This window comes from Giesbergeria sp., from assembly GCF_028686475.1.
Taxonomy (GTDB): Bacteria; Pseudomonadota; Gammaproteobacteria; order Burkholderiales; family Burkholderiaceae_C; genus Simplicispira.
Genome location: NZ_JAQUCA010000024.1, coordinates 33605 through 46808 on the forward strand (window position 1 = coordinate 33605; position 13204 = coordinate 46808).

20 protein-coding genes are annotated in these 13204 nt (G+C 53.2%); 14 read left to right on the top strand and 6 right to left on the bottom strand.

All coding sequences use genetic code 11. The features are described 5' to 3' along the window. Nucleotides 1–112 precede the first annotated feature (112 nt). Nucleotides 113–487: a DUF2513 domain-containing protein gene (locus PHX60_RS13505; RefSeq protein ID WP_300078677.1), complete on the top strand. Its 375-nt coding sequence runs from the start codon at nt 113–115 to the stop codon at nt 485–487. 467 nt (nt 488–954) lie between these two features. Here the strand turns inward: PHX60_RS13505 and PHX60_RS13510 are convergent, their stop codons facing one another. Next, the gene (locus PHX60_RS13510; protein WP_300078679.1) at nt 955–1470 is read right to left on the bottom strand and encodes a phage regulatory CII family protein; all 516 of its coding nucleotides are present in this window, start codon (nt 1468–1470) and stop codon (nt 955–957) included. A 46-nt stretch (nt 1471–1516) separates the two neighbouring features. Between PHX60_RS13510 and PHX60_RS16045 the strand changes: the two genes are divergently transcribed. Continuing rightward, entirely contained in the window at nt 1517–2404 is an 888-nt protein-coding gene (locus PHX60_RS16045) for a hypothetical protein (protein WP_366144392.1), read from the top strand. Nucleotides 2405–2818: 414 nt separating this feature from the next. On the opposite strand, the gene PHX60_RS13525 is transcribed toward PHX60_RS16045, so the two are convergent. Next, on the bottom strand, nt 2819–3616 hold the full coding sequence (locus tag PHX60_RS13525; protein WP_300078686.1) for an HNH endonuclease: 798 nt from the start codon (nt 3614–3616) through the stop codon (nt 2819–2821). A gap of 677 nt (nt 3617–4293) precedes the next feature. Here PHX60_RS13525 and PHX60_RS13530 point away from each other — a divergent pair. From PHX60_RS13530 to PHX60_RS13545, 4 genes are all read left to right on the top strand, one after another. Then, complete coding sequence (locus PHX60_RS13530) at nt 4294–4779, top strand: hypothetical protein (RefSeq protein ID WP_300078688.1); 486 nt, start codon at nt 4294–4296, stop codon at nt 4777–4779. Further along, a complete protein-coding gene (locus PHX60_RS13535; RefSeq protein ID WP_300078690.1) occupies nt 4776–5315 on the top strand; it encodes a hypothetical protein in 540 nt (179 codons plus the stop codon). The genes PHX60_RS13530 and PHX60_RS13535 overlap by 4 nt, the downstream gene beginning before the upstream one ends. Before the next feature lie 58 nt (nt 5316–5373). After that, nucleotides 5374–5598 carry a hypothetical protein gene (locus PHX60_RS13540; protein ID WP_300078692.1) on the top strand — a complete coding sequence of 75 codons (225 nt, stop codon included), beginning with the start codon at nt 5374–5376 and terminating at the stop codon, nt 5596–5598. Between the two features lie 187 nt (nt 5599–5785). Continuing rightward, complete coding sequence (locus PHX60_RS13545; RefSeq protein ID WP_300078694.1) at nt 5786–6217, top strand: hypothetical protein; 432 nt, start codon at nt 5786–5788, stop codon at nt 6215–6217. Nucleotides 6218–6232: 15 nt separating this feature from the next. Here the strand turns inward: PHX60_RS13545 and PHX60_RS13550 are convergent, their stop codons facing one another. Next, nucleotides 6233–6703 carry a hypothetical protein gene (locus PHX60_RS13550; RefSeq protein WP_300078697.1) on the bottom strand — a complete coding sequence of 157 codons (471 nt, stop codon included), beginning with the start codon at nt 6701–6703 and terminating at the stop codon, nt 6233–6235. 227 nt (nt 6704–6930) lie between these two features. On the opposite strand from PHX60_RS13550, the gene PHX60_RS13555 reads away from it, so the two are divergent. The 8 genes from PHX60_RS13555 to PHX60_RS13590 all read left to right on the top strand — a co-directional run bounded on the left by PHX60_RS13555 (nt 6931) and on the right by PHX60_RS13590 (nt 10178). Further along, nucleotides 6931–7518, top strand: coding sequence for a hypothetical protein (locus tag PHX60_RS13555; protein ID WP_300078699.1), 588 nt, complete (start codon nt 6931–6933; stop codon nt 7516–7518). Next, nucleotides 7515–7685, top strand: a complete 171-nt coding sequence (locus PHX60_RS13560; protein ID WP_300078701.1) for a hypothetical protein — start codon at nt 7515–7517, stop codon at nt 7683–7685. The genes PHX60_RS13555 and PHX60_RS13560 overlap by 4 nt, the downstream gene beginning before the upstream one ends. Continuing rightward, entirely contained in the window at nt 7682–7966 is a 285-nt protein-coding gene (locus tag PHX60_RS13565; protein ID WP_300078703.1) for a hypothetical protein, read from the top strand. The genes PHX60_RS13560 and PHX60_RS13565 overlap by 4 nt, the downstream gene beginning before the upstream one ends. Then, nucleotides 7959–8492, top strand: coding sequence for a hypothetical protein (locus PHX60_RS13570; RefSeq protein WP_300078705.1), 534 nt, complete (start codon nt 7959–7961; stop codon nt 8490–8492). The genes PHX60_RS13565 and PHX60_RS13570 overlap by 8 nt, the downstream gene beginning before the upstream one ends. Before the next feature lie 72 nt (nt 8493–8564). Continuing rightward, a complete protein-coding gene (locus tag PHX60_RS13575; protein ID WP_300078707.1) occupies nt 8565–8765 on the top strand; it encodes a hypothetical protein in 201 nt (66 codons plus the stop codon). A 74-nt stretch (nt 8766–8839) separates the two neighbouring features. Then, entirely contained in the window at nt 8840–9091 is a 252-nt protein-coding gene (locus PHX60_RS13580; protein WP_300078710.1) for a hypothetical protein, read from the top strand. 115 nt (nt 9092–9206) lie between these two features. Continuing rightward, nucleotides 9207–9890 carry a phosphoadenosine phosphosulfate reductase gene (locus PHX60_RS13585; RefSeq protein ID WP_366144393.1) on the top strand — a complete coding sequence of 228 codons (684 nt, stop codon included), beginning with the start codon at nt 9207–9209 and terminating at the stop codon, nt 9888–9890. Nucleotides 9891–9965: 75 nt separating this feature from the next. Beyond that, nucleotides 9966–10178, top strand: coding sequence for a hypothetical protein (locus PHX60_RS13590; RefSeq protein WP_300078714.1), 213 nt, complete (start codon nt 9966–9968; stop codon nt 10176–10178). Here the strand turns inward: PHX60_RS13590 and PHX60_RS13595 are convergent. The 3 genes from PHX60_RS13595 to PHX60_RS13605 all read right to left on the bottom strand — a co-directional run bounded on the left by PHX60_RS13595 (nt 10171) and on the right by PHX60_RS13605 (nt 13100). Further along, nucleotides 10171–10746 (bottom strand): hypothetical protein, encoded by a 576-nt coding sequence (locus PHX60_RS13595; RefSeq protein ID WP_300078716.1) that lies wholly within the window; start codon nt 10744–10746, stop codon nt 10171–10173. The genes PHX60_RS13590 and PHX60_RS13595 overlap by 8 nt on opposite strands. Before the next feature lie 357 nt (nt 10747–11103). Continuing rightward, nucleotides 11104–11319 carry a hypothetical protein gene (locus PHX60_RS13600; protein ID WP_300078718.1) on the bottom strand — a complete coding sequence of 72 codons (216 nt, stop codon included), beginning with the start codon at nt 11317–11319 and terminating at the stop codon, nt 11104–11106. Nucleotides 11320–12185: 866 nt separating this feature from the next. Then, the gene (locus PHX60_RS13605; RefSeq protein WP_300078720.1) at nt 12186–13100 is read right to left on the bottom strand and encodes a hypothetical protein; all 915 of its coding nucleotides are present in this window, start codon (nt 13098–13100) and stop codon (nt 12186–12188) included. Nucleotides 13101–13204: the final 104 nt, after the last annotated feature.

Here is a 13204-nt window from a genome sequence, read left to right on the forward strand (position 1 = left end):
GACATGACACACCTCCGCAGCTGCAACAGCTTGGCCCCTGTTCTGGGCTGGCGGTGCTGGACACCTTCCTAGAATGGGAGTTGCCACAACCACCGAACGAAAGGGCCAGGCCATGCACCGTGACATGGATGTCATTCGACAGATCGCACTAGCAACAGCAGAGTTAAACCATAGCCAAGCGCTGCAAAGTCTTGACGGAATTGATGACCACACCTTTGCAATGCACGCGCAATGGATGGCAGAAGCTGGGCTTGTCCACGCCAGCTTGTCACCACCAAATAGCAAGGCTCCTGCTAGGTTTGCTGTGGTGTTTCGACTTACATGGGCTGGATGTGAATTTGCTGATGCAGTACGTAGTGAATCAACTTGGAGCATGGCCAAGACCAAGGTGCTAGGGCCTGGCATGTCATTCACCTTCGATGTGCTCAAGGACTGGCTCAAAGCCGAGATTGCCCAAGGCTTTCCGGCCTTGCGGCAGCTTACTTAACAGGCTGCGCAATTCCAGTGCGCCAGCCAACAAGCCAGCCTTGCTGGTGTCACTCATTGCAACCACGTCTGCCAAATCTATCGGAAACGTGATGTGTGAACCGGCCAATTCCATCCACCGCGCCACCAGTGCAGCCAGAATATCCGGCGTAGTTTGTCTGTTTGACTCGGGCAACACGGCATCCCCAGCAGGCGCAGCGCACGATCTTTCCAATGGACTCACGTTCTGGCCATCGTGCGGAGAGCCAACATGGCTAAGGCTATCGGAAGCATTGGAAGGCTGGCAGGCATACGGCCTGCCCAGATAAAGCGCCAGACTCTGCTGGAGAAACACCGCGTCGCTTGTCGCTAGGCGGTAACGCGCCACCGTTCCATCGGGCAAGCCAAGTCCAATCGCGATATCGCCAGTCTTGGGACAGCGACTGGTAGCACAGCGCACCGATGCTGGTTGGTAGGTTGGCGGAATCATCACTTCCCCCCAGCCTTTGGCGTTTCGCGGCGCAGGGCGCGCATCGAGGCTTGGGCATCACCGATGGCTTCAATCAGCCCAGCGGCCATGAAATTCACCCGGTTCTCTTCGCTGATGCTCACTGATTCGAGTGGGCCAGAGCCGTCAGCCGTTGCCCGGTGAATGGGGTCTGCCAGCGCTTTCATCAGGTTGGAGAACTCAGCAGCCAGATTGGTAAGTGCTTCATAGGGGGTCAGCACATCCGGGCGGCGAGCGCAGGGGATGGCGACATAGCCCAGTTCGGCAGCAATGGCTTGCAGCAAAGACACATCGCGGGTGATTTTTTGCAGCTTGATGCACTCCCACATCGTGAGGTGGTACTGGCTGTTATTTGGGTTCACTTTGTGGGCCAGCACCCCTTTGGATATCCCCATTGCTTCAGCGATAGCTGCTAACCCACCGGGGAACTCATGAACCATGCGGTGGACAGTCTCGTCCACACTGGGCCAGCCGCCATCACCATCTGTTTGATCCACTCCGGCTATATAGCTCTCAGGGGTGGTGATCGAGATACTTGGTCGCATGAAAACACCTCACTTCAATCAAAAATCAAACCTGCTTTTCCAGCCGTCGCTTGGCCCAGTTCAGGAGCAAGCTCCAGTCAATGTCTGGCCGCAGGGACTCGCAGCTCACCTTCCCACTAGAGTGGGTATCGATGTGCAAACAAAGGATTTCTCCCAGTCGCTGCCCGTTGCACACCGCTTTTCTCAGATATCCAACCGACGTGTTGCACCGCCGAGCGAAGTCTTGTTGCTCTCGCGTGTCGAGGGAGTTCAGGTAAGCAGTCAGGATGTGCATCCGAAAAGTTTACCAGATGGTAAGCATCATAAACACAAAGATTACCTTTTGGGCATTTACCCAAAGGTAATAAATAGAAACAATCCGTTCTTTACACCTCTCGGAGGAAATATGAAAGACATCAAGGAACACCGCCGCCAACGGCTGGACGAATTGATTGCCATGACCTACCACGGGGATCGTGGGGCAAAGAGAAAGGCTGCCGAGCGCATCGGCTGTGAGGCCAGCTATCTGTCCAGACTGTCGTCTGGTAACAGGCAAATGGGCGAAGAATTTCGGGCAAAAGTAGAGGAAGCTTTTGAGCTGCCTTGCGGGTGGCTGGATTTGCCAATCGGTACAACGCTCGAGATGTCGCAGACGGCAAATATCAGCAGCAGCTACATGTTGGTAGTCGATGGCATGAGCGATAGTCGGCCATGTGTGCGGGGAGAATCACCCGCTTACGGAGCTCAATCGCTCTCCGGCGGGAATGCTTGGCCATTCGTAGGCATTAGCCGCCTGGAGTGGGCCAAGCTGACCGAAAGCCAGCGCACCCATGCCGAAGCCTGCCTGCGAAATCTACTCGACTGCGTTCGCGAGAGCATGGGCCAAAAAACAGAGGCGGCGCAGTAAAGCGCTTGCTGATGGTGTGGAGGCTGCCATCGCTGCGGCGGTTCCCCACGTCCGTTAAAGCCGCCACTTGGCGGTTTTTTTTGTGCAAATAACTTACCAATAGGTAAATTTTTAGCTTACCTTCCGGTAAACTAATTGCACCGGCCAGATGGTCAACCGGCAGCGCTGGAGCGCTGGGGAGGGCGTTGCACGCCCGTGGTTCCATCTCGCTCTTTAACAATTAGCCCTCTTCTGCCGCTACCGGGCTGGTAGCGGCAGACCAAGCCCTAGAGATAGGGCGTTTTGGTGGCAGTCTTTCCCAGCGCAGGGCCTCCACTAAAACTGTGGGGTAGGCCCAGCGTCTTGCGTAGAAGGGCCAATGCTTTCTCTTGATTTGACTCGCTCGCCGAAAGGGCTCTAAGTTAAACAGATAAGCTAGAGATTTCGATGGAGCAATTGACTTGTATCAACGCTTATGGTTATGGAAATATTTCGTTCCGGCTTTACTAAAATATTCCATTCATGATAATCGTTTGTTTTTACCTCATCTAGCAAGATTGGACTTATTCCTATATCTTGCAAATAGGCGATTCGATCATTCCCCCATCTTTCTTCATCAAAATCGAAACTCAATATTTCATGTTCTTTATTTAATAACGACTGCAGGTAGATAAGTTCGGATGACGAATAAAATTCCTCAGGCAAATAATCCAATTTTTTCGCATTGCATTTATAACAAAGCATCACGATATTTCCTGGTTCTTTGCGTCCACCTTTAGCGAAAGGTACGTGATGATCCATTTGCAGACCATAAGGATGGTCGCAGGCATAACAACGCCCATCAAACAAATCAATTAATTTGTTGCGGAAATGATTAAAAATCAGGTCATTTCTATATTTATGATAAAATAAATTACTATCTTCTTGTCGTGTACTTTTACTCACCTTCTGCTGACCACTGCGGCGCTTTCCTTTTGGCCTATCTTGACGCTGCAATATGGTTTTAATTGGTTTTGGCAAAGGTGGTGCGCCACATAACTCACGGACAGAAATCATTTCTCCTGTTTCCAAATCGATAGCATCCAAAATATTCTCATATAATAGAGAATTCATGAACATACCACACTGAGTAAGTGCCGAACATTTTAATTCATCGTGCGGAACAAAGCCATGCATTATTTTCTCGCTAATATTCCTATTGTCTTCTAGGTATTTTATTTTTAGTGTACGCACGTAATTTCCTTTAACGTCATATTTATAAAAATCTGAAAACTAAAGAGTGAAGCGTTTCACCCACTCTCACTTCTAACACAGCCCGCTACACCAGCGGGCTTTTTTTCGACCAAATTTTGGGAGGCATCGCCCCCCAACCACACCGGCCACCCGCCCCGGAACGGCGGGCAACAAAAACCACGCCACTGAGGCGGTATGGAGAGTTAGATGTTCAAATTTTTACTGCCGCTGATTGCGGCACTTCGGGTTCCACTAGACCGAACCAACGGGAGCTGGGACGTAGGTGTCGGCGTAGCGAAAGCCTACAACGGCTGCAAAAGTGAGCTTGTCCGTTACGCGGAGAAAAGTGCTGTGCAGAAAGCAAGTTCGCAAGCTGCTGCCGAAACTAAGCCAGCGCACGAGCAGGGTTAATAGTTCTCTTCTGCCGCTACCGGGCTGGTAGCGCGCAGAAGCATTTTTCTGCACTCAGGCGAGCGCCGTCTGGCCCAGCGTCTTGGCCGCGCTGCTTTTGAACTCCTTCGTTGTCGGAATGGTGCCCCATCCAATCCAGAGGGTACTCACCTAAGTGCAGATGGCGAATGTGATAGAACCGGACGCTGTCTAATCAGCAACGGAGATCGCTCATGGAAAAGACCTGCCTCAAATGCGGGAAAGTTGGCCATACCACCGGAAACCCATTGGATGCTTGTACACACTGCGGAGCCATTTATGCCAAAGTGGAAGCTGCCCATGCCAATGCTGGTTTACGCCCCAAGGCGGCACCTGCACCAGCCCCCATACCAGAACTACCGGCTGGGCTGTTGGCCACTAGTAAGCGGGCTGCCACTGTAAAGGCAAGCCATACCAGCAGAGAGCAATTTGTAGAGCAGCTACGCCAAGAAAGCCTATACCCCACCACGCGCTGGTGGGTAAATGCAGTGCATAAGGTGGTAACGATTTTCTGCATCATCATGTGCGTCATCATCGCCATTGGGGCGCTCATGTCGAGTTTCTTCTCGGGCAAAGCTGTACTGCTGGGCACTTTTATCGGCGCTGCCGTGTTTGGTATCTTTTGGCTTTTCTCGAAAATTTCTACCGAGTTAGCGATGGCGGTTGTTGATATGGCAGATGCCAGCGTGCGGACGGCCTACACCCAAGAATGCGGGGAGCAGGAAAAATCATGAAAATCCGTCCAAACCGTCTTGCTCTATCAACGCTACTGGCCATAGCTGCAATCACCGCCCTACCGGCCCAAGCGCAGGATGTCACTTGCTACACGGTACGCGACAGTACAGGCAAAATTATCGACCAAGCAGCCGATCCTCCGGTAGACCTAAGCAAGCGCATCAGCGAAACTGTGCCTCAAAAATATGGGGCAGGCAGCACGATGATGATTGGGTTATCAGACTTTTCTTCTTGCAACAACAACACGAACACTGCTACAGAAACAAATGGATTCAGCGGTTACGCTGCCAGCAACCTTGGTACGAACTCGGGCCAAAACTACAGCAGTGGGGGTAGCTATACCAGAGGCAGCTCTCACCGTAGCAGTTACGACATTGGGCCTACAGCATCCAATACCTATATTGGAGGTAGTACAGGTGGGGGCCACACCTACGTGAAAGGTCACTACCGCAGCAACGGCACCTACGTTCAGCCATACATGCGTAGCAGTGGCAATTATGGGCGCAGCAGCGGTGGCGGCGGTAGAAAACGTTAATACGGCAATGTCTGAGTTCTGGTAACCTGAACTGATACCTAGCACAGGAGCACACATCATGCACGCAACAGTCGAGCGCAAAAAGACCCCGAAATCGCGCCAGAAACAGCAAATCAACTACTACGTAGCACCCTCCTACTCACTCGCTTCGCCAGCAGGGAAAAAGGCGGTGGAGGAGCTTAAACAAAGGCTAATTGCCAACCCTAAGTTGGCCAATGAGTTCTACCAAGACGCAGGCATCCTGACTGCCGACGGCAAGCTGTCTGAACGCTATGGTGGTTGAAAATTCTTCATGGGCGACCGACCTGTACCAGCGGCGCTCTGGTCTGGTGCTTGGATTCCACGGCTGCGATCAAGCGGTGGGCGAGGCTGTGTTGCGTGGAAAACAGACGCACCTAGCACCGAGCACAAATGATTACGACTGGCTAGGCGGTGGTGTTTACTTCTGGGAAAACGACCCACAGCGTGCGATGGAATTTGCTACTGAGGCCAGCAAGAAGCCTCACTTGAGCAAAGGGCGCATTAAAAAACCGTTTGTGATTGGTGCTGTAATTGATTTGGGCTTGTGCCTAGACCTACTGGAGCGTGCCGGTCTGGATGAGTTGAAAGAAGCCTACGACTTCTTTCATGCCACATACATCCCAAACAAGAAGCACCCCGTCTTTCCAGAAAATCAAGGGAAAGATCGTGGCGCACGATTTTTAGATGCTGCGGTGATAGACACCCTGCACACACTACGGTCAAAAGTCAACGAGTCCCCTTACGACTCGGTACGCGGTGCATTCTGGGAAGGTGGCGAGCTGTACCCCGGCGCGGGGTTTGACAAGAAAAGCCACATCCAAATTGCGGTGCGTAACCCACAAGCCTGCATTAAAGGCTACTTCAGGCCATTGCCTGAGTAAACAGGCTCTCTCGCTTTAATCACTGAGCCAGCCCAGCACTCCAGCGGGCAGTTGGCCCTTGCCATCAGGGTCTCGACCTTGCTCGTTGATTACATCGTTGTAGGCCGCATGGCGCATGTTTTTAGCGACCAACACATCATCTTCTGCCACGATGGTTTGATAGACATTGTGCAGCGCGGCATCGTCATATTGACTTTGGCGCGCCAGCAACCGGGCATATTCCCGGCGCAAACTCGATGCAATCGATACCTTAGAAGATGGGTCTAGCACCACATCCAAAGCCTGCAAAGCGGCAAACACAATGCCTGCACTGATGGCCCAACTTTGTTGTGCAGCCATCACCGCCGACACAGCCCCGGTACCGCTTATTACTGACACAAATTTGAGAGCAGCACCTGTGCGCCGCCACAAAGTGCATTGGCGCTCCAGCACGCGCACGGCATAACGCAAGTTAAAAAGGGTGTCGTCACGGCTGGTCTGCGGCATGGTTTACCTCCCGGTAGGTGGTGGGCGTGGCGGTGGTGGTCTTGGTGGCACCTGTGCCTGCCCAGGAATGATCTGTAATGGCATTTTTAAACTCTTGGTGTTATGGAAGACCCAAGAATAGCGCATCCCAGTACGCGCTTAAAAGCTGGGTGGCACCTCGGAAATAGACGGGGACTTTTAACCACAGCCCGCCCAGTGCGGGCTTTTTTTCGCCCCAAAGGAGCCACATGGATCCCCTGACGACACTACTACCCACCGCACCATCCAACCGCCTCATCGGACTGTGTGGCCCCGATGCCGACAGCCGGGCCAAGGTCATGGCCACGCTGTCCCATAGCTACCGCTACCGCCCAGTCTCAGTTCGCATGTGCATCGCAGCTCAAGCCTGTATGCGCTGGCGTGTGCCCCTCAACACCTTCATTACCCCAGAGACGCACGAGCAGCCGCAAGAAAAACTAGCACTGTGCCGCTGCGACAGCGATGCGTTTTTGCTGCACCTGCAAAGCCAGCAGTTGGGCATCGACCTGCAAGTGCCACGCACCCCGGCAGAAATCATGCACTGGTGGCGACAGTACCGTGGCTGCACCTACTGGCACTTCCTGCTAACCAGCCGGGCGCATCTACTGCTACAGCCACCGCATTCCAACGTAGCGCTAGATGCGAGCACGCCCGATCTGCAACGTTTTGTCGCTACTGCTGGCGGGGAGCTTTGGCATATCGGCAGCGGCTACACACCACAGTCCAACTTCCATGTGCAGCGCGTGGGCGACGCTTGGATGTGCGACGTGATGCCAAGAGAGGCAGTGGACTTATGAAGACCGCACACAGCCGCCAAAGCCAGGCCAAACGTGCATTGCGCCATGCCGATCTGCCCGAGTTTTTCTACCCCGGCCCACCGCCTGATGACCGGGATGAAGTGGATGCACCGGAACCATCCAAGAGCCAACCACAGCGCCCACAAAAGCAAGGAGATGCAGCATGAGTACCAAATGGACTAGAGCCAGCGCGCCACCAGCTCACATCGGTTGGTACGAGCGCCAATACCCGCTCATTCATGGACGCTACCAGCACCCTTGCCCATTCGATTTTTGGAACGGCACCGCTTGGCTGGCTGGATTCCCCGACAAGCAAGGCGATGCCCTGCCCACTGGACACACAGTGCAGGCAGCAGCTGTCGCTAAAGACCAACACCTGCCGTGGCGCAACCTGCCCGGCCACCGGCACCATTTCAGCAAAGTGAAAGAAAGGGCCTCTCATGGCTAAAGTTGTTAAGCGCAAGGGGCACCACCAGCGCCGCCACCGTGCTGCCTCGGCCATGCCCTACACCCTGATTGATGAAATGCAGGCCAGCGCCACTACGCCGGTACCAGAAGCGCACCGCATTCACCAACTCACACAGATGTGGGAAGCGCTGGCCGCACTGGAGACGCAGCCATCGCCCCCGGCAGATGCTTGGCGCGTGTGCTCAGATGCCGTGAATCTGATGGAAACCCTAGTGGAGTGCGGGCCGTGGATGGACTGCCAAGGGCAACTGGTCGATGTGCTCGATGGCAGCGGCTTGCTGAAAGAGGCCATCGCAGCAATGGCCGGGCTGGTGTTGGCACCACAGCAGCAGGTGCCACCACCAGGCAGTCTGCACTGTGTACGCATGGTGCTGATTGATTATGCGGAGGCACTAGGGCGGCTTAACGAGCGCAGCGTGATTCGCTGCCATCGCATGACTGCTAAGCGGATTTTGGAAGTGCGCCGAGGGAAACGCCAGCCGGGGGATGTGGTGGTGGAGATTTGAGCGTACCGCCCAAGTTCACGGGCTGGCAACAGTCCCGTGCAACGGAACGTTAGAGCAATCCAAGGATAAGAGATGAGCGAGAGCGCAAAAAACGAGGCCATTGCTACTGGCAGGATGTACGTGGACTACGACCCAGTGCGCCACCTAAAGGAGCTGCAAGCGCGGATTGGCTACCGTGACGGTTACTGCATCTATTTGAGCAAAGAGTCGATGCAGCGGCTTGAAGATGTGATTGCATTCAACGAGGGCCGCGAACCGGCGAAATACCGCTAACGCCCATCAATCACCGGCTGCGTAGCAGTCCGCGTGCATTGCCGGGTTAGAACACATACACAAGGAGCATTGAAATGGCTGATGCGTTAGAACGAGACGGTGTAAGTGCAGTATGGCTTTGCTGCTTTTTAAGAGAAGCGCCAAGCGGAACTGTGGTTCGTGGCTACGAAGGGGAGTTTGCTGGAATGGTGGTCGAAATGCCCGCCGAGAACCCAGAATTCGAGGGTCAGATGGTGGAGCTGGCCTACATTCACAACAACTGCCGTGTTGAGATTACTGATGCGGGGAAACGATGGCTCGATACTGAGCATGCATTTGAAATCTAACGCCTGAATTCACGGGCGCGAAAGCGTCCCGTGCAATGAAACGGTTAGACCTAAAAAATATGAAAGAAATACAATGCAAATTGTGAGCTACGGCGGCGGAGTAAATAGCACCGCTATGCTTATTGAAATGATGCGGCGCGGCGAATCATGCGCGGTAATTTTGTTTGCTGATACTGGCGGCGAGCGCCCTGAAACCTACTCCTACACCAAAATGTTCAGCGAGTGGCTGGTGGCGCGTGGCTACCCGGCGATTGTGAGTGTGCAGAACGACGGGATGCACCGGACGCTTGAAGTGGAGTGCTTGACAAACAAGCGCCTGCCCTCAGTGGTTTTTGGCTACAAATCGTGCAGCGACAAGTACAAGCGCCGTCCGTTTGCAAAATGGCTCAAGTCGCAGTCGCTCGGCGACGACGTGACTGTGTGTATTGGCTTTGACGCAGACGAGCCGCACCGCGCTGCCCGGGGCGCTGCCAGCGCTGACCCTTACGCTAAACGATATCCGCTCATTGAATGGGACATGGGTCGCGATGAGTGCCTTGACACTATCCGGGCGGCTGGCCTGCCAACACCTGGTAAGAGCGCATGTTTTTTCTGCCCGAACAGCAAAGTGCATGAAATTTTGAGCCTACCGCAGCCCCTGATCGACCGGGCGCTGGCGATTGAGTCGAACGCCGAACTGACGGTGATAGCTGGACTTGGGCGTAGCTGGAGGTGGGCAGACTTAATCCGCGCAGACAAGGCGCAGATGGGACTTTTCCATCGCTCAGAAGATGTGCCATGCGGTTGCTACGATGGCTAACGCCCAAGTTCACGGGCTGGCAACAGTCCCGTGCAACGGTGGGTTAGAACAATCCATAAACCAACAAACAACGCTATGACCAAACAAGAATTACTGCGCCTAGTGCGCCTGCTGTCAGCAATTGAATCTTGGGGGCTTTCGCAAGAAAAGCGAATGCCTGATTATCTACACGACGATTTGAGCGCAACAATAGATGCTGTTGGGCAAGCATTGCTTGGGCCTGACTTGTCATCTAACGCCGCATTCAGCGGCTTGTCCGCTGCAATGATTTGTTATGCATTTAGCTAATTTGTCCAATAGGAACACCTAAATTATTGGCAAGCCGAACAAACGTATCTTCTGTAATGCTGGATATTAAGTTGCTCACGGCCTGAAACTCATCTTCTTTCCAAAGCTCGATTTTCAATAGCATAGGCTCAGCAGCTTCATCTGATAGCTGGATACCCAAATCTTCAATGAGCTTTTGTTCTAGCTTTTCTCCTCCGTGCGGGCGATACATCATATAGTCACGTCCATGCGACACATGAGCATGCGCTATCATGTTTCTTAGATGATGTATTTTTGTAATTCTACCAACTTCTTCAGGGCTCAACTCCTCTGAAAATATCTCTACAAACTCATTTTTTACAGAGCCAAACTGCTTTTCCCAATACTTGCATCTTTTTTTCAGATAGTCTTTTGGAACTATTTTTGGTGTTGCCACAAACTTTCTCTTAAGATCAGGATATTTTTTCGCAATGATCAAGTCAGCCATGGTTCCCTGAACATTCGCTGTGTACATAAATATAAGGCCAGTACTGAGCATGTTTTGTATTGGCGTGGGTAGCGCTTTAATCATTGCAAATTCCTTTTTCATGCATAACGCTGATTAGACGACAAGCCAACACCATGCCAGCGCCGTCTAAACGAACATCCTACACGCAAAAGCTGCTTAGCCAAACCTAAAAAACACCCCCACCAGCCCGCCCCAAGCGGGCTTTTTTACGCCCAAACACATGCCAACAACCACCACAAAACCCATTGCCCACTGCGCCGGAATTTACCTAGCTGGCGGCCCACGCCTAGACCCGCAATGTCTGGAATGCCAACGCCGCTGCACACCAATACCAGCGCGTGGGGAATGGATTGCGCCGCCCGAGTTTGAGCAGCATTGCCCCGAGCGCATTGTTACAGCAGCAAGGCTGGACGGGAGCAAGCCTTGTCTTGAACTGCACTACCGACCGGCCAAATTTGGCCGGTATTTCCATGCAGCAGCCACCCCCCAGCGGGTGGCTTTTTTTTGCCCTTTGCCGGATAAGGCTTTGGGGATTTGCACCCCGACACGGTACTTAAAGAAGAAGAAAGCAGTACGCAAGCCGTGCCAGACTTGCGTACCCACGCCCTTACGGTAACGTGGCCCCCGATACCGCCGCCAAAGGCTCAGTCGCATCGGAACGGCGCTCTACGCGAGCAGCGTGCGCTAATTCGGCAGCCCTTGGGCCACCACGGAGCGCAAACCCCGTCTTTAACCATCTACCTACGCTGGGCCAAAGGTGGTAATTCACCAAAACCCACGCGCACTGGCCGCCACACCAGCAGATATTTCCTTTCGTTTTGGCCTTTTTATATGCTCCATCAGCACTCTAGAAATTGCTCAAAATTTCAGCAAATCAACAATAAAAACCCCTCTCTTTTTCAATCTGTGTCCCTCTCTGTGGAAAATCAACTTAGTTAAGCTATTGATTCCATTTGAGTTGTGGGTCGTTTTTTTGACACTCTGTGTTTGTCTGTTGAGAATCGACTGGGACTAAAAAACCCTCAGTGGCCGCAGAGGAAAAAAACCAAGGCATTGCTACGCTGGCCAAACTTGGAAAGACAGTGGTGGTGGTTGGAGGTTTCGTGCGCCCAAGAAAAAGCGCCAGCCTGCCAGCAGGGACGGGCTTGTTTGCATGTGGCCCAACAAAAAAGCTGCGCCCAGTTCTAATCTAGCCGCGAAGGCCTCTATGACATTTCCGCAAAAGCGGCATCAAGTGCTGTTGATGATAGCGCCGCACTTGCGAGCTGTATAACTCCCTTGGGCCAAATAAAATTTTCCAAAAAATGGAACGTTTTGCGGCAGGCGGCGCTAAATTTCCTAGCGGATTGCTACGGCGTTCCAACCAAAGAAACCTAGTGCCCAATTTTTGGTTTTCTTACCAAACTTGGGGCATCGTTTTCTAAAAATGGAGATTCTTCTATGCAAACCTGTTTTCTTTGCGGCCCATGCAGCAGCGCCGCCTTGGCAAAAAAGGCGGCTTTTTGTTGGGCAGAAGGGCTTTATGCCAGCGTTGGCGAGTCGCGAGAGCGTGCTTGGCTATGAGCCAGCACTTTCTGCACCCAACCAATCTGCTGCACAGTGCGCTGGGCCTGTGGGCGATAAGGTACCAAGTGCTTGATACGCACCTCTTGTGCCTTGGGTTTTTTGACAACTTTGGGCAGAGCTACGGCCCAGAGCAAAGCACCCATCACTTCCAATGCGATGGACTGCATGACCGAAGTGATGGTGGCCACGGTATCGGCGTCAATGCCGAGCAAGCGTGCAATCGAGGCATCCACGGCATTGACACCGGCTTTGGCTACTTTGGCGCTATGGGCTGCTACTGCTGTGGACAGACTGGAACGCAAGTCTTCAGCACGTAAGGCTTGGGCGCGTTCATCTTGCAACGCACCGACCTTAGCTTGGGCAATATCCAGCGCAGCTGCAGCAGAGGTGCAACGTGCGCCTTCCTTGGCTTGGCAACGCTCCAATGCTGCTGTCGCCTTTGCAACTGTTACCTGTGCGTTTGCCAGGTCAGCAGACACCAATGGCAGACCACGGGCAGCAATCAAGCTTAGCTCTTGCTCATAGCGCAGCACTTCGGGCGAAGGCGGTACTTCAGCCTGCCGCTGCTGGCCCATGTGGCGTTTTTCGCTATCAAAGAAATAGGCATGGTTGTAAAGCGTCACCAGTACGCAGACGGCAAATACACCTTGGCCAATGCGGCTACCACGGGCCAATGCGGGTAGCAAATGGCTACCAACCACCATGACCAATGCCAGCGCTACGAACATGACAGCCCCGGCAAGGCTGATAGAACGCTCCATTGCCGACATAGCAGCCATACCAGCACACACTAAAGTCACCACACTGGCCAACCCCCCGGCAATCCAGCGGGTAGTGGTAGGAATATGGTATTCAGAGGTTAAACGCATGGCACGGCTCCCAAGGTTCCATCGGTACCATCATGTTCTTGCCAAGTCCAAATTTTGAGCGCACCCATAGCCTTATCCAAAGCATAGGGCTTGACGTGTTTACC